Source organism: Desulfovibrio sp. Huiquan2017 (genome assembly GCF_017351175.1).
GTDB lineage: Bacteria > Desulfobacterota > Desulfovibrionia > Desulfovibrionales > Desulfovibrionaceae > Pseudodesulfovibrio.
This window is the reverse complement of record NZ_JAFMPN010000006.1, coordinates 96328-121134: the sequence shown is the minus strand read 5'-3', so window position 1 is coordinate 121134 and position 24807 is coordinate 96328. Positions and strand designations below refer to the sequence as shown.

Sequence of the window (24807 nt, the reverse complement as noted above, 5' to 3'; positions counted from 1 at the left end):
GGCGTGGATTGAAACCTCTTTCGGGCCGTCCTCACTGCCGCGATAAGTGATGTCGCCCCCCACCCGGGGGCGTGGATTGAAACCGGCTCCGCCTTGAACTTGCACGCGAGCTGGGGCGTCGCCCCCCACCCGGGGGCGTGGATTGAAACCATGTTTATGGCAATCCGGCTTTCCGGGTCTGGGTGTCGCCCCCCACCCGGGGGCGTGGATTGAAACGAGGCCATCTCCCGTCGTCTGCTCTCCTCCACCAAAGTCGCCCCCCACCCGGGGGCGTGGATTGAAACTCAAGAGAGCGGAGTCCCTGCAAGGGGAAGATTAGTCGCCCCCCACCCGGGGGCGTGGATTGAAACAAGCAGGTCCAACCTAGCCTCCAGACTCATCTGCTGTCGCCCCCCACCCGGGGGCGTGGATTGAAACGGCCTCATACCATGCCCGCAAATGCTTTATCACGGTCGCCCCCCACCCGGGGGCGTGGATTGAAACGGCCTCATACCATGCCCGCAAATGCTTTATCACGCTCGCCCCCCACCCGGGGGCGTGGAATGAAACGGCCTCATACCCTGCCCGCAAATGCTTTATCACGCTCGCCCCCCACCCGGGGGCGTGGAATGAAACGGCCTCATACCCTGCCCGCAAATGCTTTATCACGCTCGCCCCCCACCCGGGGGCGTGGAATGAAACGGCCTCATACCCTGCCCGCAAATGCTTTATCACGCTCGCCCCCCACCCGGGGGCGTGGAGTGAAACTCCGCACTCTGGGCATCCGCACCGATATTGAGGTGTCGCCCCCCACCCGGGGGCGTGGATTGAAACGGGGAAGAGGCTGCGATCCAGGTTGAGAACTCCATGGTCGCCCCCCACCCGGGGGCGTGGATTGAAACAAGGTGCCGAAGAATGATGCGGGAAACGCCGTCCGTCGCCCCCCACCCGGGGGCGTGGATTGAAACGCCAGAATCTCTTCGGACGTGTCGAAGATGGACGGGTCGCCCCCCACCCGGGGGCGTGGATTGAAACGGACTCCGGCAACACGGCGGCGATGTATGCGTCCGTCGCCCCCCACCCGGGGGCGTGGATTGAAACCTGCACCAGAGGCTGTATCCGAGTCTCCCACCGGGTCGCCCCCCACCCGGGGGCGTGGATTGAAACCTTAATCATGGGGCCGCCGCATATTAGGCAAATTGTCGCCCCCCACCCGGGGGCGTGGATTGAAACCGGGTATGATGGATATGTTATTGTTCGGCGGGATGTCGCCCCCCACCCGGGGGCGTGGATTGAAACTGTCCCAGGCAAAGCACGCTTTCGGCCTCGGCAACGTCGCCCCCCACCCGGGGGCGTGGATTGAAACGGGCCCGGTCGCTGCATAGCGAGGTCCCCCCACTGGTCGCCCCCCACCCGGGGGCGTGGATTGAAACTCGAGCATTGAGTATATGTGCTGCCCGTCTAATGGTCGCCCCCCACCCGGGGGCGTGGATTGAAACTGGACCTGCAAGGTCTCGCTGTCCGCGCTCACCCGCGTCGCCCCCCACCCGGGGGCGTGGATTGAAACATCCCGCCCCGCATACAGGCCGCCCGGAACCGCTTGTCGCCCCCCACCCGGGGGCGTGGATTGAAACCCGCTTGAGGGGGTCGCCTCCTGCGAGCTCGGCGGTCGCCCCCCACCCGGGGGCGTGGATTGAAACGCGGGATGGCCGGTTGGTCAGATGCTGGATAATCAGGTCGCCCCCCACCCGGGGGCGTGGATTGAAACCTGCAAAATAGGCTGTACCCGATGGCAGCTCCTAGTCGCCCCCCACCCGGGGGCGTGGATTGAAACTCGTCAACGGCCTGGGAGATGTCGGCGGCAAGCCGTCGCCCCCCACCCGGGGGCGTGGATTGAAACCAGTAGTCGACGTTCATACCGCTAGATCGGCTGTGTCGCCCCCCACCCGGGGGCGTGGATTGAAACTGGCTGATGCGCCCCCGGGCGACGAGCCGGATGTCGTCGCCCCCCACCCGGGGGCGTGGATTGAAACCGGGCAACCGGATGGGAGGCCCCGCCGGTCAGCGCGTCGCCCCCCACCCGGGGGCGTGGATTGAAACTGGATCGAAAGGAGGGGAGGGGGTCCAGGTCTAAAGTCGCCCCCCACCCGGGGGCGTGGATTGAAACCGTAGCTCGGGCAACAAAGACCGGAGCGGGAATTGTCGCCCCCCACCCGGGGGCGTGGATTGAAACTGGAACATGACCCGCATACGATCGTCGCCCATGGTCGCCCCCCACCCGGGGGCGTGGATTGAAACGGTTGCGCTGTCGTCATCACCCTGACCCAGATCGTCGCCCCCCACCCGGGGGCGTGGATTGAAACAACTACTTGATCTCCCAAGGTCATACATACAACGTCGCCCCCCACCCGGGGGCGTGGATTGAAACGGACACTCAGGTGAACCGTTTTTTCCTTTGCCATGTCGCCCCCCACCCGGGGGCGTGGATTGAAACCTGGTAGACGTCCAGGTTGCTATCATGGATTGGTGTCGCCCCCCACCCGGGGGCGTGGATTGAAACGCACCCGGCCGGGGGGGTGTGCGTGCTTTGGCTAGTCGCCCCCCACCCGGGGGCGTGGATTGAAACGCCCCACTCGCCCCAGACGTTGGAGACCTGGTAGTCGCCCCCCACCCGGGGGCGTGGATTGAAACACCAACCTGAAGGCGACCTTCAACAAGCAGTTCGAGTCGCCCCCCACCCGGGGGCGTGGATTGAAACCAACTGCATGAGCGTCTTGCCCAGGCCAAATGCGGTCGCCCCCCACCCGGGGGCGTGGATTGAAACTACTCCAGCGGTAAGTTGGCAACCTGCATGACCGCGTCGCCCCCCACCCGGGGGCGTGGATTGAAACTCCTCGGTCACAAACCGCTCGTTGAACTCGTCATGTCGCCCCCCACCCGGGGGCGTGGATTGAAACGATGCCCGCAAGGATATATCGTATTTTGATCAAGGTCGCCCCCCACCCGGGGGCGTGGATTGAAACAGGGGCGGGCAGCAGTTGCAGGGCCGGAGTCCAGGTCGCCCCCCACCCGGGGGCGTGGATTGAAACAGCACGAATACATCCCTATCTTTCGTGAGTCGGTGTCGCCCCCCACCCGGGGGCGTGGATTGAAACGTCAAACACGTAGGGCGTCTCCGTCCAGTTTGCCGGTCGCCCCCCACCCGGGGGCGTGGATTGAAACAAGTACATCAAGCGGGCATGCCCGAGCGTAGCCTGGTCGCTCCCCACCCGGGGCGTGGATTGAAACTACGTGAGCAAACCGATCCGCGTAATCTCGATTAGTCGCCCCCCACCCGGGGGCGTGGATGGGGCTATCGGGCGGAGGAGGGCCGGGGTGTCCCCGGCTCTCGTTGTTTCAGGGCCGGGCGGGCCGTGGGATCAATATGCCTTCAGTTCGCTCTTGTGCAGCAAACGCAGGGTTCCGCCCGGTTTGTCGGGTCGGGCCAGGAGCACGGCCAGGCCGTGACGGCGGATAAGCTTGATGCGTTCCTGGAGCAGGACAGGGGTGTCGGCGGCCACTTCGGTGCCCGCCTGGTCCTGGATGTGGTGGGCGCCGCACAGTCGGGCGATCTCCCCGGCGGGCAGGGCCGATCCTTCGGGGCCCAGGTGGTGCCAGCCCCGATAGCGGCCATCTTCGCCGCCCATGCGCAGTCCCGCGCCCGCCAGGGCGCCGATCACTCCGTCGCCCGTGCCGCCGTGTTCGGACAGGTGCACGCCCAGTTCCCCCGCCAGTCCGTAGGCCAGCCCCTTGTTCAGCACCGTGCGCTTGGCATCGTTGCCGAAGCGGATGAGCCGTTTCCGGGCCTCGCCGGACAGGGTCTCGGGAACCAGACACAAACCGGGATCGGAGCCGGGCGCGGCGTTGCGTTCGAGAAACGTCCGCATGTGGCGGAGGATCGGTTCGGGGGCGCCGCAATCTCCCACCTCCACGCACAGGGAACTGTTGTGCGAAGTGTAGGGCACGTCTTCGTGGACGAAGAGCTGGTGGCGGCTGATGGCCGAGAACGAACCCAGCCCCAGGTCCTTCATCTCGTTGCAGGCCTGTTCGGCCAGCCAGCCGGTGCCCTTGGTCTCCAGGTTGTCGGTATCGTCGATGCAGAGATAATAGTGCATGGCAGCCTCGTGATTATCGGGCCAGGGCGGGGGCCCGAGCCTTGCGGACAGGGAATTTGCACGGCATTCCGGGCAGGGGGAATCTATTATTGCGCTCCCATTGGCATGTCAATTATCCTGTTCTATTAAACATGTTGTTCGCATCGACGTATCGCATGAGCGCGTTGTCGTATCCAGAACGGGCGCTTCGGTCCTGTCTGTTTGAAAATATTCCACTTATTGCAACGTGTTGGTGAATCGACGCAGGTGCTGTCCATTGGGCCGAAACGGCCCCATCCTTCCGAAGGATTTTGTCGGTCATGGCCATGCGCCTTGCTTCGGGGCGTTTGCCGGGGGAAATTCCCCCCGCGTTGTGGCGGGCATCCAGGAATTGCACACGGCCGGGACTTGCTGTAGGACCATCTGTCTGTCCGGTCCGCCGGGTCACACCGACAATCCAGAAGGAAAGGGAATGGGTAAACACATCATAGAAGAGGCGGCGCGCTGCCTGCAATGCCGCAAGCCGCAGTGCAGCAAGGGCTGTCCCGTATCGACTCCGGCCAACCGCATGGTCGAGGCCCTGCTTGAGGGCGACATGCGCAAGGCGGGCGCGTTGTTGTTCGACAACAACCCCTTGACCTCGATCTGTTCGCTGATCTGTCCGCACGAGCGGTTCTGCGAAGGACATTGTATCTTGGGCAGAAAGGGTGCGCCGGTTCAGGTCAGCAGCATCGAGCAATACATCTCCCGCTATTATCTGGAGCAGTTCCAGCCCGAGCGGCCGGAAAACGGCAACAACGCCAAGCGCATTGCCGTCGTCGGGTCCGGCCCGGCCGGGATCACCGTGGCCATTATCCTGGCCCGGCAGGGATTCGACGTGACCCTGTTCGAATCCAAGGAGAGGATCGGCGGAGTGCTCCAATACGGCATCCCGGATTTCCGTCTGCCCAAGGACATCCTCGAAAAGCTCAAGGAGAAGCTCCTGGGCCTGGGGGTGAAGATCCGGCCCAACACGCTCATCGGGCCGGTCATCGGCCTCGACGACCTGTTCCGGGACGACTACAAAGCGGTCTTCATCGGCACCGGGGTCTGGAATCCCAAGCCGTTGCGCCTCAAGGGCGAGACCCTGGGCAACGTGCACTACGCCATCCATTATCTCCAGAATCCCGGCGTCTACACCCTGGGTTCCCGGGTCGCGGTCATCGGTGCGGGCAACGTGGCCATGGATGTGGCCCGGACCGCCCTGCGCAAGGGCGCCAACGAGGTCACCGTGCTCTACCGCCGGGGCGAGGCGGACATGACCGCCACCAAGTACGAGTACGAGTACGCCAAGGTGGATGGCGTCCGTTTCCGCTTTTACACCTCCCCCGAGGAGTTGGTTGATGCAGGCGTGATCTGTGTGGACACACGGGTCGTGGAAGGCGAAGACGGCCGGTCGCGGGTGGAGCCCGTGGAGGGCTCGGAGTTTTTGTTCAAGGCCGACTCGACTTTCATCGCGGTCAGCCAGGCCCCGCGCTCCAACCTGGTCGGCCTGGAAGTGGGCAAGACGGGTCTGATTATCACCGACGAGGACGGCCGGACCACCCGTGATGGCGTGTTCGCCTCGGGCGACGTGGTCACCGGGGCCAAAACCGTGGCCGAGGCCGTGAGCCGTTCCAAGCGTTCGGCCCAGGCCATCATGGACTACGTGGCCGGACTGGACGGCTGATTCCGGCACCGGGCGGCGGATCGTGCGCCTGGGCGCGGACGGATGCGGCTTTCGTGCGAAAGCGTGTCACTCGTCGGGCGGGGGTCTCTTGGGCTGGACATGAAAAGAATTTTCTTGCGGGACTTGTCCCGGGGGGAAATCGAATACATACTCTATGTAGACGGAACACTTCAGCCCCAAGGAGCGACATCATGTGCAAGGACTGCGGATGCAATCTCGGCAAGGATAAGGTGGCTCACAAGCACGCCCACGGCGACAAGGTGGCGCATGAGCACGAGCATGAACACGAGCACTGCCATGTGCACGAGCATACCCACGAGGACGGCACTACTCATGTTCACGAACACTGCCATGTGCACAGTCACTCGCACAGCCACGGCCATGAGCACGGGCCCGAGGGCGAGCATGAGCACGGCCACGGCACGCACAGCCACAGCGTGGATCATGCCCACGACGACGGCGACGGCCACGGCCATAACCACGACTAGGCATCGGGCCGGATAACGGCCCGGCGCGAAATGAATTATCCCGGCCTCTGGCCGGGTGGCGACGGCCCGGAAGGCGATCCTTCCGGGCCGTTTCGCGTCCGGGGGCGTTCAGGATTGCGCGTAGCCCTTTGCATTTGGCCGTCCGTTGGGCCACAACAGGGAAACGCTCGAACGGAGGAAGGACATGACGGATCACGCGACCACGGATATCGGCCGGCTGGCGGCCGGGCTTGCGGACGGACTCATCGCCCGGCGGCGCGACCTGCACAAGTACCCGGAAACGGCCTGGACCGAGTTTCGGACCGCTTCCCTGGCGGCCCGGGCGCTTGCGGCGGCCGGGTATGCGGTTCGCCTGGGCGGGGAGGTGGTGCGCCGTGAATCCATGCTCGGCGCGCCCCCGGCCGGAGAGTTGGCGACCCATATGGAGCGGGCGGCGGCCCAAGGCGGCGACCCGGCGCTTATAGGGCGCATGGCGGGTGGTCTGACCGGGGTGGTTGGCGAGCGTTGCTTCGGCCCCGGTCCGGTGGTGGCCCTGCGTTTCGACATGGACGCCAACGACCTGGACGAGGCCCGTGACGACGGTCACCGGCCCCACCGCGAGGGCTTCGGCTCGGTCAACGCGGGGGCCATGCACGCCTGCGGTCACGACGGGCATACGGCCATCGGGCTGGGCGTGGCCGAGATTCTGGCCACTCTCGGGGATCGCTTGCGCGGCACGGTCCGGCTGATATTTCAACCCGGCGAGGAGGGCGTGCGCGGGGCCGGGCCCATGGCGGACGCGGGCGTGCTCGACGGCGTTGATTACCTCCTGGGCGGGCACATCGGGCTGCGCGCGCCCAAAACCGGGCAGGTGGTCTGCGGCGTGGAGGGATTTTTGGCCACCACCAAATTCGACGCGGTCTTCACCGGGATGGCGGCCCATGCCGGAGCGGCTCCGGAGCAGGGGCGCAACGCCCTGCTGGCCGCAGCCAACGCGGCCTTGAATCTGCACGCCATTTCGCGCCACGGGCAAGGGGCGTCGCGGATCACCGTGGGAACGCTCCACGCCGGGCAGGGGCGCAACGTCATCCCCGCCAAGGCCGAGCTCCAGGCCGAGACGCGCGGCCGGACCACCGAGATCGACCGTTTCGTCTTTGAACGGGCGCGGGAGGTCGTGGCCGGGGCGGCTATGATGTACGGCGTGGACCATGAAATCATGGTGGCGGGCCGGTCGCCCAGCGGCCGGAGCGACCCCGGGGTGGTGGCCGTGGTGCGCCGCGCGGCCGAGGCCATGGGGTGCTTCTCCGACATCCGGGACGGCGTCGATATGCGCGCCAGCGAGGATTTCGCTCTGCTGCTCGGCGCGGTGCAGGCTCGGGGCGGCCTGGGGGCCTACCTTCTGCTCGGCAGTGATCTGGCCGCCGGGCACCACAATCCCCGTTTCGATTTCGACGAGGCGTGTCTGGTTCCCGGCGTGGAGTTGTTCGCCCGTTGCGCCATGGCCTGCCTGAACCTCCCCCCGAGGCGGGGATAGACCGATAACGCGCGACGGCCGCCCTTTCGGGTTGGCCGGGCGAGGTGAGGAATGCGTATGTCCGGGAAACATGTCGGCGGCTGCCTGTGCGGGGCCGTGCAATTTGAGGTGGAAGGGGATTTCGAGCAATTCTATCTGTGTCACTGCGAGCGTTGCCGCAAGGACACCGGCTCGGCCCACGCGGCCAATCTGTTTTCGTCCACGGCCCGTCTGCACTGGCTGCGCGGCGAGGATCTGGTGCGGACCTTCGATTTCAACGGCACGGGGCACATCAAGAGTTTCTGCACCATTTGCGGTTCGGCCCTGCCGAACGTTCAGATGGACGGCGCGCTTCTGGTCGTGCCCGCCGGGAGTCTGGACACCGAGGTGCCGATCCGGCCCGATGGGCACATTTTTCACGCCCGCAGGGCCGATTGGGACAACGGCCTGGAAGCCGTGCCGGTCTTTGAGGGCTTGCCGGACCAGGAATGACCCGGCCTCGTCGCGTTTTGCCATTATAGGACATTCGCGGCCTGTCCGGCGTGGCCCTCAAGGTGGACGACGCCCTGGCCCTGGATTCGGCCGGGCGCTCGCCGGGCGAAGTGATAAGTTAATGCGTTTGTAACAAAGCGATATTGCGCAACGGGCCGGATGACTGTAACAAACGTCCGAATCAACCCAACACGTGCAAATGGAGATGATGATGAAACGGATTTTCGTGGTTTTCCTGCTGGCAATGTTCGCTTTCGCCGGGACGGCGCGGGCCGAAACGCTCAAACTCCTGACCTGGAAGGGCTATGCGCCCCAGAAGCTCGTCGAGCAGTTCGAAGAGGAAACCGGCATCAAGGTCGAGGTGACTTTTTCCAACAACGAGGAGATGATCGCCAAGTTGCGCGCCACCCGCGGCGCGGGCTTCGACCTGGTCCAACCTTCCCAGGACCGCATCTCGTCGGTCCAGGAGAAGTTCCACATTTATCAGCCCCTTGACTACGCCAAGATTGATTCCAAACTGTTCATTCCGTCCATGCTCAAGGCGGTCAAGAAGAACACCCTGGTGGACGGTGAGTCCTACGCCGTGCCCTTCTGTTGGGGCACCTCCGGCCTGATCGTCAACAATGACAAGGCGCCGGGCGTGGACTCCTTCAAGGCCCTCATCGACCCCAAGTACAAGGGCCGGGTGAGCTACCGGCTGAAGCGCCCGACCCTCATCGCCATGGGATTCGCCCTGGGCTATGACCCATTCGCCCTGTACGCCGACGTCAAGGGCTACAAGGCCATGCTCGACAAGGTGGCCGACACCCTGATCGAGGCCAAGCCCATCGTCCAGAACTACTGGGCCAACGGCGACGCGCTCATCGAGTCCATGCGTTCCGGCGAAGTCTTTGTGGCCATGGCCTGGGACGCGGGCGGGTGGAAACTCCACGGCGACAATTCGGCCATCGACTTCAAGGCTCCCAAGGAGGGCGCGCTCGGCTGGATCGACACCTTCGCCATCCCGGCCAAGGCCGAGAACGTGGCCGCCGCCTACAAGTGGATCAATTTCATGATGAAGCCCGAGAACTGCGGCTATTTCTCCTCCCAGGAAAAGTATGCCACCGCGTCCCAGGGCGCGCTCGAATACACAACCAAGGCCGTGGCCGACAACTTCAGCCGCTCCTTCCCGCAGGATGTCATCGACAACATCAAGTGGTATCCGCCGGTTCCGGCCAAGCTCGAAAGCCTGGAAGGCAAAGTTCTGGACAAGATCAAGGCCTCCAACTAGTCTGACCCGGTGCAAGACGACAGCACGAGGCGGGGAGCCGACGAGGCTCTCCGCCTCATTCCGTACACAACCAATTGACGCCTATGACCAATGATCTTTCTGTCCGAGCCCTGGTGAAGCGTTTCGGCGAGTTCACTGCCGTGGACGGCGTGTCCTTCGACGTGCCCGACGGGTCGTTTTTTTCCATTCTCGGCCCGTCCGGCTGCGGCAAGACCACGCTTTTGCGCATGATTGCCGGATTCGAGAATCCCAGTTCCGGGAGCATCGAGATCCGCGGCCGCGATATGCTCGGGGTGCCGCCCAACCGGCGTCCCGTGAACCTGGTTTTTCAGCATCTGGCCCTGTTCCCCATGATGGACGTGACCGAGAACGTGGCCTTCGGCCTGAAACGGCGCGGCGTGGCCGGGGCCGAGGTCCGGAAGCGGACCGAGGCCATCCTGGAGCGGGTCGGATTGCCCGGCTTCGGCGACAAGCGGGTCGAACAGCTTTCCGGCGGCCAGCGACAGCGCGTGGCCATCGCCCGTTGCCTGGTCTTGGAGCCCTCGGTGCTCCTTCTGGACGAGCCCCTGGGCGCGCTGGACCTGAAGCTGCGTGAGCAGATGAAGGTGGAGCTGAAGAAGCTCCAGGCCAAAGTGGGCACGACCTTCGTCTACATCACCCACGATCAGTCCGAGGCCCTGGTCATGTCCGACCACGTGGCGGTCATGCACAACGGCCGGTTTGAGCAGGTGGGCACGCCCCAGGAGCTTTACGGCCAGCCCGAGACCCCCTTTGTGGCCGAGTTCGTGGGCGACAACAACCGGTGGCGCGGGACGGTCACCCAGACCCTGGATCGCGGCGAGGTGCTCATCGCGACCGACGAGGGATATGCCTTCCATACCCGGGCGCACGCCTCCTGCGCGGGCTGTGAGCGGGTGGATCTATTCCTCCGGCCCGAGGCCATGCGCATCGAGCCCCGTGAGTGCGCCGGGCTGAACACCTTCGACGTGACCGTCAAGTCCATCCTCTTCGACGGGGCCAACAGCCGCCTGCTCACGGTTACCGGCGAGGATCGAGAACTGATCGTCACCCTGCCGCAAAACCGCAAGTTCGACCACATCCGGCCCGGCGACAAAGTGTGCGTGGGCTGGCACCCGGAGTCGGGCATCTGCTTCCGGGCGGGGGATTAGCGCCTTGCCCCGGTCGCGTCTTGCCTTCTGGATATTCCTGGCCCCGGTGCTCATGTGGCTCCTGCTGCTCATCGTCCTGCCGCACATCGACCTGCTGCTCATGAGCTTCCGGGGCGAGAACGACTACGGCGACATAGTCTGGACGGCTCAGAACTACCTGAATTTCTTCACTGAGCCCATCTATTGGCTGACCTTTGTACGCACCGCGCTCTATGCGATCGTGACCACCGGCATCACCCTAATCCTGGCCATGCCCGTGGCCTTCTATATCTCCAAGCTGGCCCGGGTCCGGATCCAGGGCGCGTTGATGATTCTCATCCTCCTGCCGTTCTGGGTCAGCGAGCTGGTGCGCATCTACGGCTGGATGATCCTGCTGCGCGAGTCCGGCGTGCTCAATTTCTTCCTGGTCAAGCTCGGCATCCTGCACAGGCCCGTGGAGCTGCTCTACAACGACGCAACCATGATCATGGGGCTGGTCTATACCTCCATGCTCTTCATGGTCGTGCCCCTGGTCTCGGTCATGGACAGCCTGGACGACAGCCTCATCGAGGCGGCCCACGACCTGGGGGCGCGCAAGACGGCCATCTGGCGAACCATCATCATTCCGCACTGCAAGCCGGGCATTACCTCCGGGGCTATCGTGGTCTTCATGCTCACCCTGGGCAATTACCTGACCCCGAACCTTATGGGCGGCAAGAACTCCCTGTGGTTCACCGAGCAGATCTACAATCAGTTCATCGCCAGCTTCAACTGGAACCAGGGTTCGGCCTTCGGTTTCCTGCTCCTGGTCCTGAGTTCCCTGATCATCTGGGCGGGCCTCAAACTGTCGGGCCAGAAACTCGGGGAGGTGGCTTCATGATCCGCTCCCTGCCGCGTTCCAAAGGATACGACTGGGCCTTCAACGGGTTCATCGTCCTTTATTTCGTTTTTCTGTTCGCGCCGTTGGTGGTCACCTGCGTGCTGGCCTTCAACAACTCGGATTTTCCGTCCCTGCCATGGCAAGGGTTCAGCCTGGACTGGTTCCTGGCCGACGGCCCGGACCGGGTGGGGCTGTTCCACGACGAGCAGAACCTGCGGGCCATCCTGACCAGCTTCGAGACCGCCTTCTTCGTGTCCATCCTGAGCGTGGTGGTCGGCACCTGCGCGAGCTTCCTGTTCGAGAAGGAACACTTTCGCTTCAAGGGGCTGCTTTACCTGCTTATGCTCGCCCCGTTGGTCGTCCCCGGCGTGATCCTGGGCATCTCCCAACTGCTCGCGGCCAACACGGCGGGCATCTTTTTCGACGAGACCTTCGGCCTGGATTTCGATATCTTTCGTCCGAGTTTCTGGCTGGTGGTGCTGGGCCAGTTCTCGTTCATCTCCACCTTCGTCACCCTGGTGGTCTCGGCCCGCCTGCGCAAGTTCGACACCTCGCTGGAGGAGGCCGCCCTGAATCTCGGGGCCACCCAGTTCGGGGTCATCTGGCATATCACGCTTAAATATCTGCGGCCCGCCATCGTCGGGGCCGGGGCCGTGGCCTTCCTGATGAGCTTCGAGAACTTCAACACCACGCTGTTTCTGGTCGGCTCGGAACCGACTTTGCCCATCAACCTCTATCTCCAGGTGCGCGACGGTTCCACTCCGGTCATCAACGCGGTTTCGTTGATGCTCATCATGGGCACCTCGCTGCTCGCCCTGGTCAATTTTTATTTCAACAGGAAGACGGATTGATGTTCTTCGATCATCTGCAAAATGGCGGTTATGTCGGCGCCCATCGCGGCGCGCGTTCCCTGGCTCCCGAAAACACCATGCTGGCCGCCGAGCTCGGCATGGTGCTGGGCGCCGATTTTTGGGAGATGGACGTGCAGCGGACGGCCGACGGCAAACTGGTGGTCTTTCACGACGACGACCTGGGCCGGACCACGGACGTGTCCGCCCGGCCCGAGTTCTGCGAGCGTGCGCCGTGGCCCGTGCATCGGTTCACCCTGGAAGAACTGCGCTCCCTGGACGCGGGGTCGTGGTTCGCGGCCCAGGACCCTTACGGGACCATCGCGCGCGGCGAAGTGCGCGAGGCCGACCTCGGACGCATGCGCGGCCAGCGCATCCCCACCTTGGAGGAGGCCCTGGCCTTCACCCGGCGCAACGACTTTCCCATGAACCTGGAAATCAAGGATCTGTCCTACGCCCCCGGCGATCTGTCCATCGTTTCCCAGGTCCTGCGCCAGATCCGCGAGGCCAAGGCCGAGGACCTTATCCTGATTTCATCCTTCAACCACGATTACCTCGCCGAGGTGCGCCGCCTGGCCCCGGAGATTCCCCTGGCCGCCCTGGTGGAGGAGCGCCATCCCGAGGACATCGAGCGCTACCTCGCCGATCTGGGCGCGGTGGGCTATCATCCGGACGAGGCCATCCTGGACGAGGCATTGGTCCGCAGATTGGCCGGGGTGGGCATCCATGTCTCTCCGTACACGGTCAATCACATGGACCGGGCCCTGTCCCTCCTGGATGCGGGCTGCTTCGGCATCATCACCGATTACCCCCAGACCCTGCGCCGCCGCCTGACCGTGCGGTAGCCGCCCGCGCCATCCCGGCCGCCCGCCGGAATGGATGCTTGTCGTCCGCTCCCCGGCCGGATCTTGTGACAGAGTCGGACATTCCTCCGGGAACCGGTCAGGCGAGGTCCGCCATGCCCGAGGAGGTCGGGGGCTGGTGGAGCGATATATGCCGGAGTTCCCCGTCCGGCGCGCGGCAAGGTCTTCACGGACACCACGCAATTCATGGATATTGTCCAGGCCGCAAGATCGGCAAGTACGTCTATGGCCTTCCGGCGTGACCACTTGTTCGTCGAGTACGGCACAGGGCGATCCGCTGGGTCGATTTCGCCCACCTCTTCGAATTTCACGAGAATCCCTACGGCCTGGATACCTTCGGCTTGGGCAATATCCTCATTTACTGCGCGGACAAGCAGGTCTGGAGCATGGGCGATCTGGTCAAGGATGCCTGGTCCGGGCAGTGCCTTGAGCACTCCCCGGTCATGCGGGCCTTTCTCGACCAGGTCAGGGCCGTTCTGGAAGCGGGGGGCCTGGCCGCCGAGGAGATTTGCAGCCAATACATCGATAGTTGCGCGGCTCGGCCCGAGGGCGCGGTGGATTGCAGCCACGGCCGAAACCGCTCCTTGGAGATTTTGGATATAGCCGATGAGGGCGGCTACGGCACATTGGTCGCCGAGCGCAGAGGCGTGTCCAAAGCCGGGGAATTTCTGTTCGGCAGTGTTTTCAACAAGCTCGTCCACCACGCCAAGGCCCATACGGTCTGGGTGGTCTCCTGAGCTCCCGCCCGGTCGGGAACAGGCCTATTCGCGCGGCATGGGACAGGAATTCTTGAACAGGCCCCCGAGGTATTCGCAGTCCAGGGGCGGGGTTTTTTCGATCCGCGACATGAGCGCCACCAGGGTGATGGTGGCCACGAGCATGAACAGGGGACTGAACAGCCAGAAGATGAGCGGCACCAGGAAGTAGTAGGCGCGCATGCCCATGTGGAAATAGCTGCCCGCCTTGTTCAGCTCCATGGCCACGAAGGTGATGGACGCCCCGTAGCTCCCTTCCTCGGGCGGGGTGTTGATCAAGAAACCGACGTGGCTGAACAGCCGGATGGCGAATGAAAAGTTGAAGAAGGCGATGAACAGGTTCCCGAGGATGACCAGGAGCTTGAGGGTGATGGTGCTTTCCGCCCTGGAGCCGAAGAGGTTCAGGGCATGCCAGGTCTCGCCCAGCTTGTCGGCCTGGCCGGACAGGGTCAGCAGCCCCACGGCCAGGAGGATGGAGGTGGAGGCCAGGAAGGTGGCGGCCATGGTCGAATTGCGCAGGGTCTGCACGGCCAGGATGTCGTTTTTCTCCTCCATGACGTTGACCACCCAGGCCGTCCTGGCCAGGGTGGTGGCACCGTACAGGGAATAGGTCGGATTGGTCTTGAGTTTGTGGCGCACGTACAGGTGGTGGGACGAGAAGAGCCCGGCGGACGCCGCCAGGCAGATGATGTCCATAAGGTGCGGGGCGAAAAGGTTCTGCATCGGAAACACTCCTCCCTGAGCGGGTCGTCGATCCGCCGCCGAGGATAGCCTGTTCGGGCGGGAAAAGCCACCGGCTCTTCGCCTGGGCCGATTACTGGTTCGGGGCGTCCGGCGGGCGCGGGAATGGCTCCGGGAAGCCTACTTCTCCGCGAAGGCGAGCAACTTGCGGTACAGGGTCTTGCGTCCGATGCCGAGGATGCGCGCCGCCTGGGTGCGGTTTTGGCCGACATGTTCCATGACCCGCAGGATGTAGCGCTTTTCCTGCTGCTCCAGGGTGGGCAGCGGAGCGCAGTTCTCGCCTTCCTCCAGGGAACGGGCGATGTCCGAGGGCAGGCATTTGGTGGTGATCAGATCGTTCTCGGCCAGGATGATGCCCCGTTCGATGACGTTGCGCAGTTCGCGGACATTGCCCGGCCAGTTGTAGGTGATCATGCTCTGCCCGGCCCGCTTGGACAGCCGATAGGGTGGCCGGTCCGGGTAGAGGTTGTGCAGGAAGTGCTCTATGAGCGGGGGGATGTCCTCCTTGCGCTCCCGAAGCGGCGGGATGTCGATGCGGAAGACGTTCAGCCGGTGGTAGAGGGCCTCGTGAAAGCGGCCGTCCTCCACTTCCCGGGCCAAGTCGCGGTTGGTGGCGAACAGGAATCGCACGTCCACGCCGCGCTCTTCGCGGTCGCCCACGCGGCGGTAGCGCTGGGACTCGAAAACGCGCAGGAGCATGGCCTGGACCTCCAGCGGCAGTTCGCCCACCTCGTCGAAGAACAGGGTCCCCTTGTCCGCCTGGGCCAGGACGCCTTCCTGGGAGGAGTCGGCTCCGGTGAAGGCTCCCTTGCAGTAGCCGAACAACTCGCTGCGCAACAGTTCCTTGTTGAATGCGCCGCAGTTCTTGATGATGAGCGGCATGTCCGCCCGGGCGCTGCGGTCGTGCAGGACGTTGACGACCACGTTTTTGCCCACGCCGCTTTCGCCGGTGATGAGCACGGGGGCGTCCGTGGGCGCTACCTTGTCCACCAGGAAGCCTATCTGGCGCATGGGAGCCGAGGTCCCGATGATCGGCTGTCTCGGCTTGCCTCCCTTGGTTCGGCGCAGGCTGCGCAGTTCCCGCTGCATGAGCCGACGCTGGAAGGCCCGGTCCACGAGCAGGTTCATGCGATCCAGGGAAAACGGCTTGGTCACGTAGTCGTAGGCCCCGGCTTTCATGGCCTCCACCGCGCTGTCCACCTGGGTGTAGCCGGTGATCATGATGACCTCCACATCGGGCAGGGTCTCGCGGAAATGCTCCAGCAACCGGTTGCCGTTGCCGTCGGGCAGGCGCACGTCCAACAGGACCACGTCGAAACCGCCCCGCTTGGCCAGGCGCAGGGCCTGGGCCGCCGTGGCCGCAGTGGTCACTTCCCTGCCCGGCCGGGCCAGCTCGCGTTCGGCCAGCTTGCGGATGAAGGGCTCGTCGTCCACTACCAGGACGCGGTTGATCTCTGGCTTCGCCATGACGTTATTCCTCAAGCAAGGGCAGGATGACCTCGAAGATCGCACCCGCGCCGGGGGCGTTCGAGGCGGTGATCTCGCCGCCGTGCTTCATGATGATGTTGTAACAGGTGGACAGGCCGATGCCGATGCCCTGGCCCGCTGGTTTGGTGGTGAAGAACGGCTCGAAGAGCTTGTCGATGACCTCGGGCGCGATGCCCCCGCCCGTGTCCGAGACCCGCAGCAGGATCATGCTTCCGTTCACCCGGGTGGAGATGTCGATGGTCCCGATGTCGCGTATCTCGTACAGGGCGTTGAGGATCAGGTTCAGGGCCACCTGCATCAGCTCGCCGGGATGGCCCATGACGCACGGCTCCTCCTCGGACAGGGCCAGCCGGATGATCCCGGGCGGCAGGGCGGATAGGCGGGGGTGGAGCAGCTTCAGGCAGTTGAGGATGAGATTGTTGATATTGACGATGGACATGGTGCGCACGTCGCGGTGCCCGAAGCTGAGCAGATTCTGGACGATCTCCGAGCAGCGGTGGCATTCCTTGAGTATGATGTCCAGGTATTCGTCATATGTTTCAAGTAGTTCCACGCACGGCTCGCCGCCCTTAAGGCAGCCTCCCATCCGCTCGAGATGGCTATAGAGGGCCTCGGCGAACCCCCGGATGGAGGTCAGGGGGTTGTTGATCTCATGGGCCACGCCCTCCGCCAGCACGCCCACGGTGGCCATGCGCTCGGCCTGGAAATATTTGGCCTGGTACTGCTTTTCCACGGTGACGTCGCGATGCAGAAGCAGGACCTTGCCCGGGGTTTCTCCGGTGCCGGGCATGAGCGCGGCCGAACACTCGATTTGCCGGTTTTCGCCGTCTACGTTCATGATCTGCAATTGGCGGCAGACCTTGCGGCCCTCTTCCCGGGTCATGACCAGGGGGCAGGGCGAACAGGGCCGCTTGGCGCCCTTGAAGACCTTGTAACAGGGCAAGCCGATGGGATCGCGGTCGCCGTAGGTGTCGGAAAAGGCGCTGTTCACCGAGAGCACAAGGTAGTCCGGCGAGACCACGGCCACCACGTCCGGGATGCCGTTGAGGATGTCCTGGACGTCGCGCCGCTTCTGTTCCAGCTCGATGTTCGAGGCCTTGAGCTCGTTGATGGTCTTCTGGACTTCCTTGAAGAACCCGAGCTTGATGGACTCGATGCCGATGATGTCCTCAAGGCGCGCGCGGGTCCCGGGGACGGGGTCGCCGTTACCGTTTTCCTTGGTCATGTCACCACATCTCGTAGTAGATGTTCAGGATATCCTTCCAGTCCGCCGGCCGGGGGTTGGTCAGCAGGCAGATGTCCTTGACCGCGTTGTGGCTGGCCTGGGGCAGCATGGTCCGGTCGGGCAGTATCTCCCGCAGGCGGCAGGGGAGGCCGATCTCCTCGCGCAGCCGCTCCAGGGCTTCGATGCCCGCCAGGGCCGTGGCCTCGGCGGTCCTCAGTCGCTTGCCGGTGATGATTTCGCCCATCTTGGCCATCTTGTCCTCGCAGACGGGCAGGTTGTAGCGCATGACGCTGGGCAGCAGCAGGGAATGGGCCATGCCGTGGACCACGTCGTGCATGCCGCCCAGGGCGTGGGCCAGGGCGTGCCCGAGTCCCACGCTGGCGTTGGTGAAGGCCATGCCCGACGAGGTCCCCGCTATGGCCAGTTGCTCGAGATCCTCCAGCCGACGGTATTCCAAAGCGGGGCGGATGTGCTGCATGAGCAGGTCCAGCCCCTTGAGGCTCCACGACTCGGTGAACGGATTCGCAATGGGCGAGACGTAGGACTCCACGGCATGGGCCAGGGAGTCGAACAGCGGCGGGATGATTTGCTCCCGGGTCAGGGTTTCCAGGAGTAGCGGGTCGGTGATTGAGATGTTCGGCACCAGGGTCCGGCTGATGATGGTCATTTTGACCCGCCGTTCCATATCCGAGACTACCGTGAACTGGGAAATGTTCGACTCACTGCCCATGGTGGTGGGGATGAAGACCATGGGAGGCAGGGGGCGGCGCACCAGGTTGGCGCCCTCGTAGTCGGCGATGGAGCCCCCGTTGCTGACGATCAGGGCGATGCCCTTGGCCGCGTCCATGGGGCTGCCGCCGCCCAGGGCCATGACCACGTCCGCCTCCTCCTGACGATAGAGCGCCGCCCCGTTCTGGATCTCGAAGTCGCGCGGGTTGGGCATTACGTCGTTGAAGTAGACGAAATCGAGGTTTTCCCGGCGCAGGATGTCGAGCAGGGCCTCCACCCAGCCCGCCTTCTCCACGCCGGGGTCCGAGACCACGAAAATCTTGGACGCCCCCAGACGTTTGGCGCAAATACTGGCATATTGCAGGCTTCCCCGGCCGAAAATCACTTCCGGTATAGCGAACTTGAATATGTCCACAGTGTAGTCCTTTGGTATAATTGTATCCTTTTGACCATCCCCTATCAAGACGCTTGGCGCAATAACTTCTTTCACCTTGAATGGTTGGCTCGTTGTTTCACCTGGCTGGAACTCCGGCCAGGCGCGCCCGGCCAATCCGCTGGCCATGCGGCGCATAGGATTTCCTGAAACGTGATATGCCGTTGCCCGGGCCCTGCGACGCTTATTCCAGGGCCGCCGTGCGATCGGCGGCCGTCTCTTCAACCGCGACAAGGTTCGTTGCCTTGATGGCGCTCATGGGAATCTTCTTGATTTACATATTGGACCGCATGTCTGCTTGAGCAAATACGGGGCCAGCCCTTGAGGAGCAGGGTTTGAGCACCTATTTCGTGCATGATATTGATATAATACTAGCGCTGCAAAACCACTCGTTTGAGGGAAAGACATGAATTTTCTCAGGCGGGGGGAAATGATCCAGAAACCGGAGACGGCCGCGAGCCCATTACGTTTCGTAATGACCCAAATGCGGTCATTTGTCGGGTCGTAATGACCCGCATAAAAACAGGGAGAAGGGTCGAAGTTGATTTTTTGGCCGGTTTGGGGCGAAAGTACCCGTTGTCCCCGGCGTTCCGGGGCCGCATGTGTGGCCCTTGCCCCGCCGGGCGTCGTGGAAACTCTCGGAGCATATATGCAGTCGTTGAAGATCAAGGTCCTTCTGGTGGGCGTCGCCTTTATCCTGTTCATGCTCCTGACCATGGGCATGTATTGGTGGAACATCGTGGCCTTCCGTGAGCGGCTGACCGTCATGGACGAGTTCCACGACGTGGTCTCGGACATCCTGGAGACCCGGCGGTACGAGAAGAACTTCATGTTCTACCCCGAGCCGGGCAGCCTGGGCGAGGCCCTGGTCTACCTGGACCGCGCCGAGCACACCGTGACCCTGCTCAAGCCCAAGATCGAGGAGATCACGGGCCGGGGGATCTACGACGGCCTGCTCGACGACATCGCCGAATACCGCGGGCTGCTGCATGCCTTGGCCAACGGCGACGCGTCCGTGGCGGACGATACCCGGCAGCACGGCGCCCGGCTGGTGGAAGGGGCCCAGTCCCTGCTCACGACCAAGAAGCAGACCATCCACGACGCCCTGGACCGCATCCTGTTCATGCCCCTGGCGGTTATGTCCCTGATCCTCATATCCATTACCGCGGTCTATCTCTGGCAGGCGCGCAAGATCCTGGACCGCTTGAATTACGTCCAGCGGGCCGCCGACGGCGTGGCCAAGGGCGACTACGAGGCTGTCCAGCACCTGACCAGCCAGGACCCCATCTCGATGATGATGCGCTCAGCCTTCCAGTCCATGGCCGCCCAGTTGGACGAGCGCCAGGAGCAACTCGTCGAAGCCCGCAAGCTGGTCTCCATCGGCACCCTGACCTCGGGCATCGCGCATGAGCTGAACAACCCGCTGAACAACGTTTCCCTGACCGCCGACACCCTCCTGGAGGAGCTGGAGGATCTGCCCGAGGAGGAGGTCCGCGAATTGCTCGGCGATATCATCAACGAGACGGGCCGGGCCTCCGAGGTGGTCCGCAACCTCCTGGACTTCTCGCGCGAGGAGGAGCGGCCCCTGGCCCGGTTGAGCATGAACAACGTCATCCGCCAGACCCTCAAGCTGGTGGGCAACCAGCTCTCCCTGAACGGTATCAAGGTGCAGACCGACCTGCCCGAGGGGCTGCCGGACATCCACGGCGACATGCACTACCTGCAACAGGTCTTCATCAATCTTTTTCTCAACGCGGATCAGGCCATGGAAAAGGGCGGCACCCTCGGCGTCAGGGTCCGGCGCGACGGGGAACGGCTGTGCGTGGACGTGTCCGACACCGGCTGCGGCATGGACAAGGACACCCTGAGCCGTATCTTCGACCCGTTCTTCACCACCAAGCCGGTGGGCAAGGGCACGGGGCTGGGGCTTTCCATCATCTACGGCATTCTCAAGAAGCACGGCGGGGCCATCGACGTGCACAGCGAGGAGGGAACGGGCACGACGTTTACCGTCTGTTTGCCCGTGCTGGCCGACGAACCCGACTTCAAGGAGGCGTGATGCGATTTCGCGCGGCGGTTATCGACGACGAGGCGCAGGCGGCGAAAATGGTCGGCAGGGCGCTGGAGAAGCTCGGCTTCGAAGTGGAGACTTTCGGGCTGGGCCACAACTTTTTGGCGCGCATGGCGGAACGGCCCTTTCAGCTCGCCTTCATCGACCTGAAGCTGCCGGATATGGACGGCATCGAGATACTGGAGGCGGTCAAGACCGGGTTCGAGAACGTGGAGGCCGTGATCATCACCGGCCACGGGTCCATCGCCTCGGCCGTGGAGGCCACGGCCAAGGGTGCGGCCAACTACATCGTCAAGCCGTTCCGGTTGCAGGAAATCAGGGCCGTGGCCCGGGAGGCCCTGGAAAAGCTCGAACTGCGCGAGGAGAACCGGCGGCTCAAGGAGGCCCTGGACGAAGTCCCGCCGCTGAAGGACTTTCTCGGGGCCAGCCAGGTCATGCTCGACGTCTTCGCCATGATCCGCAAGGTCGCGCCGGTCAACTGCACGGTCCTGCTCCAGGCCGACACCGGCACGGGCAAGGAGCGCGCGGCCAAGGCCATCCACGACCTCTCGCCGCGCAAGAGCAAGACCTTCGTCTCCTTCAACTGCGGCGGATTCACCGAGGAGCTTATCTCCAGCGAGCTGTTCGGCCACGAGAAGGGCGCCTTCACCGGGGCCACGGCCACCAAGATCGGACTGCTCGAATCGGCCAACGGCGGCACGGTCTTCCTGGACGAGATCGGCGAGATGCCCCTGAACATGCAGGTCAAGCTGCTTCACGTCATCCAGGACCGTCGCATCCTGCGCGTGGGCGGCACCCAGCCCATCGACCTCGACATCCGCATCATCGCGGCCACCAATCGGGATCTCCAGGAGGCCATGGCCGCCGGGCAGTTCCGCGAGGATCTCTTCTACCGTCTCAACGTGGTGCGCATCTACCTGCCCACCCTGGCCGAGCGGCGCGAGGACATCCCGCTCCTGGCCGACCACTTCCTGGCCACCTTCAACGCCCGGTTCGGCAAGGCGGTCGCCTCCATTTCGCCCCAGGCCATGGAGGTCCTGACCCAGTATAACTACCCGGGCAACGTCCGCGAACTCGAAAACATCATCCAGCGCGCCGTGGCCCTGGCCGACGGCGAGATCATCGGCCTGCGCGAGCTGCCGCCCGACCTGCTCAACCTGACCTTCAGCAATCTGGGCACCCCGGGCCTGCTCCCCCTGGAAGAGGTCGAAAAACGGCATATCCAGCGCGTGCTCGAAGCCACCGGCCACAACAAGGGGCTGGCCAGCTCCATCCTGGGCATCCCCCGGACCACCTTGTGGCGACGGCTCAAGAAATTCGGCCTGGACGCGGACGAAGACTAGCCGGACACGCCGCGCAAGCACCCTCCCTCATTCATCTTATCCCACAGGGCGCCGTTTTGCGGGTTGAGCCTTCGGCCTTCCCGGCCGACGGGGCGTCGCGTTTTTTTGAAAAAAAACGGCGCGCTTGGGATCGGTCCTCCTGGGCTTTTTTGGGCGCTTGTTCATTTTGAAACACGATTTGGGCGAAAAGAGGGTCGGAGTCCCCATTGTCCTGTCTGTATTTTTCAAAATGAAACATGCTCCCTAGGCCCACATCCGTTCCGTCTTCCCCGTTGATTAAGCATTATTTCATTGTATCTTAATCTGTTGAAGAGCAACACGCCATCTCGTTGCCGAGCCGTCCGGGATTCTGCCCGCTCGGCCTTTCGTATTTCATTTTGAAACACGAAATGGCCAAAAATCGACCCCGTGGACGGTCTCGAAAAAATAAAACACTTATATGTCAATGCATTAAGAATGTCATGCCCACGAACGTCTTGGCACCTCCCTTGCTCATGGGAGCCGACGGACGGGAAACATGAAGAACGTATTGATCGTGGTGGACAAATCGGAATCCAGCCTGTGGCTCGCCTATTACGCCATGGGGTTGACCCGGCGCATGGCCGTCAACGTCTCCATCCTTCTGGTGGCGGACGATGAATTCGACGGGGCCGGGGACACCGAGGAGTGGATCGGGTCGCCCGAAAAGCGGCTGGAGTCGATCCTGGCCGAAGGGCGCTTTGAGGGCGCACGTCTCGATTACTACGTGGTCCGGGGACGGATGGAGGAGGAGATTCCCAAGTTCATCCGTGAGAACAACGTGACCAAACTCTTCATCGGGGCCCCGCCGTCGGGCCGCCAATCCCTGTATTCCAAGCTGATGAAGGTGATTGACGCGGTAAACACCACCACCCGCTGCGAGGTGGAGGTGGTGCAGAAGGTGTCCGCGCACGGCAAGCGCAAGTGATCCGCCTCCCGAAGGGGGCGAGGCGGGGAGCTTACGGCATGGGCCCGGCGACGGGTCCGGTCCGGAAGATGGATTTCAACCTGTGGAGGAGTATCGATGTTTCATATGTATCTTCCCATCGCCGGGAACAGCGTCAACGTGTTCCTGGTATTCGCCCTGGGAGGGTTCGTCGGCCTGTTGTCCGGCATCTTCGGTGTCGGCGGCGGGTTCTTGATGACGCCGCTTCTGATCATGTTCGGCATCCCGCCGACCGTGGCCGCGGCTTCGGATTCCAACCAGATCGTGGGCGCGTCCACCTCGGGCTGCCTGGCCCACTACCGGCTGGGCAACGTGGATTTCAAGATGGGCATCCTACTCCTCATCGGCGGCGTGCTCGGCGGCTTCGGCGGCGTCCAGGTGATCAAGATCCTGCGGGCCATGGGCAATGCCGATTTCTTGATTAACGTCACCTACGTGCTCATGCTCGGCGGCGTGGGGGCGTACATGTTCATTGAATCCGTGCAGAGCCTGCGCAAGAGGGCCCCCGAGGCGGGCGCGCCGGCCAAGCCGGTCAAGAAGTCGTGCTATGCGGCCATGATGGAGAAGCTTCCCTTCCAGACCGACTTCGTCAAGTCCGGGGTGCGGCTGTCCATGCTCATGCCCCTGGTGCTCGGCGTCCTGGTGGGCGTTCTCGCGGCCATCATGGGCGTGGGCGGCGGATTCATCATGGTCCCGATCATGGTCTACCTGTTGCGCATGCCCATGCACGTGGTCGTGGGCACCAGCCTGTTCCAGATTCTGTTCACCTGCATCAACGTGACCATCCTGCAATCCTACACCAACCACACCGTGGACTTCGTCCTGGCGGTCCTGCTCCTGCTCGGCTCCACCCTGGGCGCGCAGTTCGGCACCCGCATCAGCCGCAAGCTCAAGGGCGAACAGCTCAAGATCCTGCTGGCTACTCTGGTCCTGGCCGTCATGGTCAAGATGTTGCTCAACCTGCTGGTCACGCCCGACGTGCTGCTGGCCGTCACCGGAGGTCACTAGTCATGAATAAGTTCGCATACCTTTGCGCGGCCCTGCTGGCCGTCCTGATCCTGTCCGCCCCGGCCCATGCCGCGGCCGCAGTCAAAATGACTCTGCGCCCCAACCTTGTGGCCATCGGCACCGGCTACGACGGGACCAAGGTGACCATCACCGGCCGGATCCCCCAAGGCACCAGCGCGGTTATCCGCCTGCTCGGCGAGCCGCGCGACAAGACCTTTAAAAAGAAGGGCAAGGCGCTGGGCCTGCTGTGGATGAACCTTGGCGCGGTGGAGGTGAAGGGCGTTCCCGACGTCTTCCTGATGGGCACGGACGGCATGTCCGACATGGACTGGGAACACTCGGACCTTGCCTTCCGCTCGGTCAAGGGCGATACCGAAGATTGGCTCTATGACGAGTTTATCAAGCTCATGGAGCAGGACGGCTTCTACGCGGTGGAAAACGGCGTGATCCAGTATACCGGTAAGGAGGACGGCGTACGCTCCTTCCGGGCCGAACTGGCCGTGCCGTCGGCTATGCACCAGGGGGTGTACCGGGTGGAAGTCCTGGCCGTGAAGGACGGCAAGATCGTGGATATGGCCGCCGAGGAATTGCACGCCAAGCTCGTCGGGCTGCCCGCCTTCCTGGCCAAGCTCGCCTTCGACCACTCGCTGCTCTACGGCGTGGCCGCCGTGATCATCGCCATTCTGGCCGGGTTGTTCATGAGCATGGTCTTCAAGGAACGCGGGGGCGCCCACTAGGGCGGGAGGACC

The 24807-nt window shown here is 63.5% G+C and carries 20 protein-coding genes and 1 CRISPR repeat array (1 of these 21 only partly in view); of the genes, 15 read left to right on the top strand and 5 right to left on the bottom strand.

All coding sequences use genetic code 11. From position 1 onward, the window contains the following. Window positions 1-3201: direct repeats of the CRISPR family, unit length 32 nt; unit sequence GTCGCCCCCCACCCGGGGGCGTGGATTGAAAC (it extends 6200 nt beyond the left edge of the window). A gap of 197 nt (window positions 3202-3398) precedes the next feature. After that, a complete protein-coding gene (locus J0909_RS06455; protein ID WP_207261441.1) occupies window positions 3399-4133 on the bottom strand; it encodes a hypothetical protein in 735 nt (244 codons plus the stop codon). Window positions 4134-4584: 451 nt separating this feature from the next. Between J0909_RS06455 and J0909_RS06450 the strand changes: the two genes are divergently transcribed. From J0909_RS06450 to J0909_RS06405, 10 genes are all read left to right on the top strand, one after another. Next, entirely contained in the window at window positions 4585-5820 is a 1236-nt protein-coding gene (locus J0909_RS06450) for an NAD(P)-dependent oxidoreductase (RefSeq protein ID WP_207261439.1), read from the top strand. A gap of 191 nt (window positions 5821-6011) precedes the next feature. Then, complete coding sequence (locus J0909_RS06445; RefSeq protein WP_207261438.1) at window positions 6012-6308, top strand: hypothetical protein; 297 nt, start codon at window positions 6012-6014, stop codon at window positions 6306-6308. Window positions 6309-6492: 184 nt separating this feature from the next. Further along, window positions 6493-7821: an amidohydrolase gene (locus J0909_RS06440; protein ID WP_207261437.1), complete on the top strand. Its 1329-nt coding sequence runs from the start codon at window positions 6493-6495 to the stop codon at window positions 7819-7821. 57 nt (window positions 7822-7878) lie between these two features. Further along, a complete protein-coding gene (locus J0909_RS06435) occupies window positions 7879-8292 on the top strand; it encodes a GFA family protein (protein ID WP_207261436.1) in 414 nt (137 codons plus the stop codon). 211 nt (window positions 8293-8503) lie between these two features. Beyond that, a complete protein-coding gene (locus J0909_RS06430; RefSeq protein ID WP_207261435.1) occupies window positions 8504-9562 on the top strand; it encodes an extracellular solute-binding protein in 1059 nt (352 codons plus the stop codon). A gap of 83 nt (window positions 9563-9645) precedes the next feature. Continuing rightward, complete coding sequence (locus J0909_RS06425) at window positions 9646-10731, top strand: ABC transporter ATP-binding protein (protein WP_207261434.1); 1086 nt, start codon at window positions 9646-9648, stop codon at window positions 10729-10731. A 4-nt stretch (window positions 10732-10735) separates the two neighbouring features. Then, window positions 10736-11590: an ABC transporter permease gene (locus J0909_RS06420; RefSeq protein ID WP_207261433.1), complete on the top strand. Its 855-nt coding sequence runs from the start codon at window positions 10736-10738 to the stop codon at window positions 11588-11590. After that, complete coding sequence (locus J0909_RS06415; RefSeq protein ID WP_207261432.1) at window positions 11587-12441, top strand: ABC transporter permease; 855 nt, start codon at window positions 11587-11589, stop codon at window positions 12439-12441. The genes J0909_RS06420 and J0909_RS06415 overlap by 4 nt, the downstream gene beginning before the upstream one ends. After that, window positions 12441-13283, top strand: a complete 843-nt coding sequence (locus tag J0909_RS06410) for a glycerophosphodiester phosphodiesterase (protein WP_207261431.1) — start codon at window positions 12441-12443, stop codon at window positions 13281-13283. The genes J0909_RS06415 and J0909_RS06410 overlap by 1 nt, the downstream gene beginning before the upstream one ends. 359 nt (window positions 13284-13642) lie before the next feature. Beyond that, on the top strand, window positions 13643-14038 hold the full coding sequence (locus J0909_RS06405; RefSeq protein WP_286181832.1) for a universal stress protein: 396 nt from the start codon (window positions 13643-13645) through the stop codon (window positions 14036-14038). A 24-nt stretch (window positions 14039-14062) separates the two neighbouring features. Here J0909_RS06405 and J0909_RS06400 read toward each other — a convergent pair whose 3' ends face one another. The 4 genes from J0909_RS06400 to J0909_RS06385 all read right to left on the bottom strand — a co-directional run bounded on the left by J0909_RS06400 (window position 14063) and on the right by J0909_RS06385 (window position 18654). Beyond that, window positions 14063-14779 carry a DUF599 domain-containing protein gene (locus J0909_RS06400; RefSeq protein WP_207261429.1) on the bottom strand — a complete coding sequence of 239 codons (717 nt, stop codon included), beginning with the start codon at window positions 14777-14779 and terminating at the stop codon, window positions 14063-14065. A gap of 138 nt (window positions 14780-14917) precedes the next feature. After that, window positions 14918-16264 carry a sigma-54-dependent transcriptional regulator gene (locus J0909_RS06395; RefSeq protein ID WP_207261427.1) on the bottom strand — a complete coding sequence of 449 codons (1347 nt, stop codon included), beginning with the start codon at window positions 16262-16264 and terminating at the stop codon, window positions 14918-14920. Between the two features lie 4 nt (window positions 16265-16268). Beyond that, window positions 16269-17510, bottom strand: a complete 1242-nt coding sequence (locus J0909_RS06390) for an ATP-binding protein (protein WP_207261425.1) — start codon at window positions 17508-17510, stop codon at window positions 16269-16271. A 1-nt stretch (window position 17511) separates the two neighbouring features. Continuing rightward, on the bottom strand, window positions 17512-18654 hold the full coding sequence (locus J0909_RS06385; RefSeq protein ID WP_207261423.1) for an iron-containing alcohol dehydrogenase: 1143 nt from the start codon (window positions 18652-18654) through the stop codon (window positions 17512-17514). Between the two features lie 667 nt (window positions 18655-19321). Between J0909_RS06385 and J0909_RS06380 the strand changes: the two genes are divergently transcribed. The 5 genes from J0909_RS06380 to J0909_RS06360 all read left to right on the top strand — a co-directional run bounded on the left by J0909_RS06380 (window position 19322) and on the right by J0909_RS06360 (window position 24795). Next, on the top strand, window positions 19322-20731 hold the full coding sequence (locus J0909_RS06380; protein WP_207261421.1) for a sensor histidine kinase: 1410 nt from the start codon (window positions 19322-19324) through the stop codon (window positions 20729-20731). Beyond that, on the top strand, window positions 20731-22086 hold the full coding sequence (locus J0909_RS06375; RefSeq protein ID WP_207261419.1) for a sigma-54-dependent transcriptional regulator: 1356 nt from the start codon (window positions 20731-20733) through the stop codon (window positions 22084-22086). Before J0909_RS06380 ends, J0909_RS06375 begins: the two co-directional genes overlap by 1 nt. 517 nt (window positions 22087-22603) lie before the next feature. Continuing rightward, on the top strand, window positions 22604-23032 hold the full coding sequence (locus tag J0909_RS06370) for a universal stress protein (RefSeq protein WP_207261417.1): 429 nt from the start codon (window positions 22604-22606) through the stop codon (window positions 23030-23032). Window positions 23033-23128: 96 nt separating this feature from the next. After that, on the top strand, window positions 23129-24058 hold the full coding sequence (locus J0909_RS06365) for a sulfite exporter TauE/SafE family protein (protein ID WP_207261415.1): 930 nt from the start codon (window positions 23129-23131) through the stop codon (window positions 24056-24058). Window positions 24059-24060: 2 nt separating this feature from the next. Beyond that, a complete protein-coding gene (locus J0909_RS06360; protein ID WP_207261413.1) occupies window positions 24061-24795 on the top strand; it encodes a TIGR02186 family protein in 735 nt (244 codons plus the stop codon). Window positions 24796-24807: the final 12 nt, after the last annotated feature.

Bases quoted from the DNA above. Each gene is read 5' to 3' on its own strand.
- J0909_RS06450 (WP_207261439.1), top strand. From the start codon at position 4,585: ATGGGTAAACACATCATAGAAGAGGCGGCGCGCTGCCTGCAATGCCGC.
- J0909_RS06445 (WP_207261438.1), top strand. From the start codon at position 6,012: ATGTGCAAGGACTGCGGATGCAATCTCGGCAAGGATAAGGTGGCTCAC.
- J0909_RS06360 (WP_207261413.1), top strand. From the start codon at position 24,061: ATGAATAAGTTCGCATACCTTTGCGCGGCCCTGCTGGCCGTCCTGATC.
- J0909_RS06425 (WP_207261434.1), top strand. From the start codon at position 9,646: ATGACCAATGATCTTTCTGTCCGAGCCCTGGTGAAGCGTTTCGGCGAG.
- J0909_RS06415 (WP_207261432.1), top strand. From the start codon at position 11,587: ATGATCCGCTCCCTGCCGCGTTCCAAAGGATACGACTGGGCCTTCAAC.
- J0909_RS06365 (WP_207261415.1), top strand. From the start codon at position 23,129: ATGTTTCATATGTATCTTCCCATCGCCGGGAACAGCGTCAACGTGTTC.
- J0909_RS06410 (WP_207261431.1), top strand. From the start codon at position 12,441: ATGTTCTTCGATCATCTGCAAAATGGCGGTTATGTCGGCGCCCATCGC.
- J0909_RS06435 (WP_207261436.1), top strand. From the start codon at position 7,879: ATGTCCGGGAAACATGTCGGCGGCTGCCTGTGCGGGGCCGTGCAATTT.
- J0909_RS06395 (WP_207261427.1), bottom strand. From the start codon at position 16,264: ATGGCGAAGCCAGAGATCAACCGCGTCCTGGTAGTGGACGACGAGCCC.
- J0909_RS06440 (WP_207261437.1), top strand. From the start codon at position 6,493: ATGACGGATCACGCGACCACGGATATCGGCCGGCTGGCGGCCGGGCTT.
- J0909_RS06375 (WP_207261419.1), top strand. From the start codon at position 20,731: ATGCGATTTCGCGCGGCGGTTATCGACGACGAGGCGCAGGCGGCGAAA.
- J0909_RS06455 (WP_207261441.1), bottom strand. From the start codon at position 4,133: ATGCACTATTATCTCTGCATCGACGATACCGACAACCTGGAGACCAAG.
- J0909_RS06390 (WP_207261425.1), bottom strand. From the start codon at position 17,510: ATGACCAAGGAAAACGGTAACGGCGACCCCGTCCCCGGGACCCGCGCG.
- J0909_RS06430 (WP_207261435.1), top strand. From the start codon at position 8,504: ATGAAACGGATTTTCGTGGTTTTCCTGCTGGCAATGTTCGCTTTCGCC.
- J0909_RS06380 (WP_207261421.1), top strand. From the start codon at position 19,322: ATGCAGTCGTTGAAGATCAAGGTCCTTCTGGTGGGCGTCGCCTTTATC.
- J0909_RS06370 (WP_207261417.1), top strand. From the start codon at position 22,604: ATGAAGAACGTATTGATCGTGGTGGACAAATCGGAATCCAGCCTGTGG.
- J0909_RS06400 (WP_207261429.1), bottom strand. From the start codon at position 14,779: ATGCAGAACCTTTTCGCCCCGCACCTTATGGACATCATCTGCCTGGCG.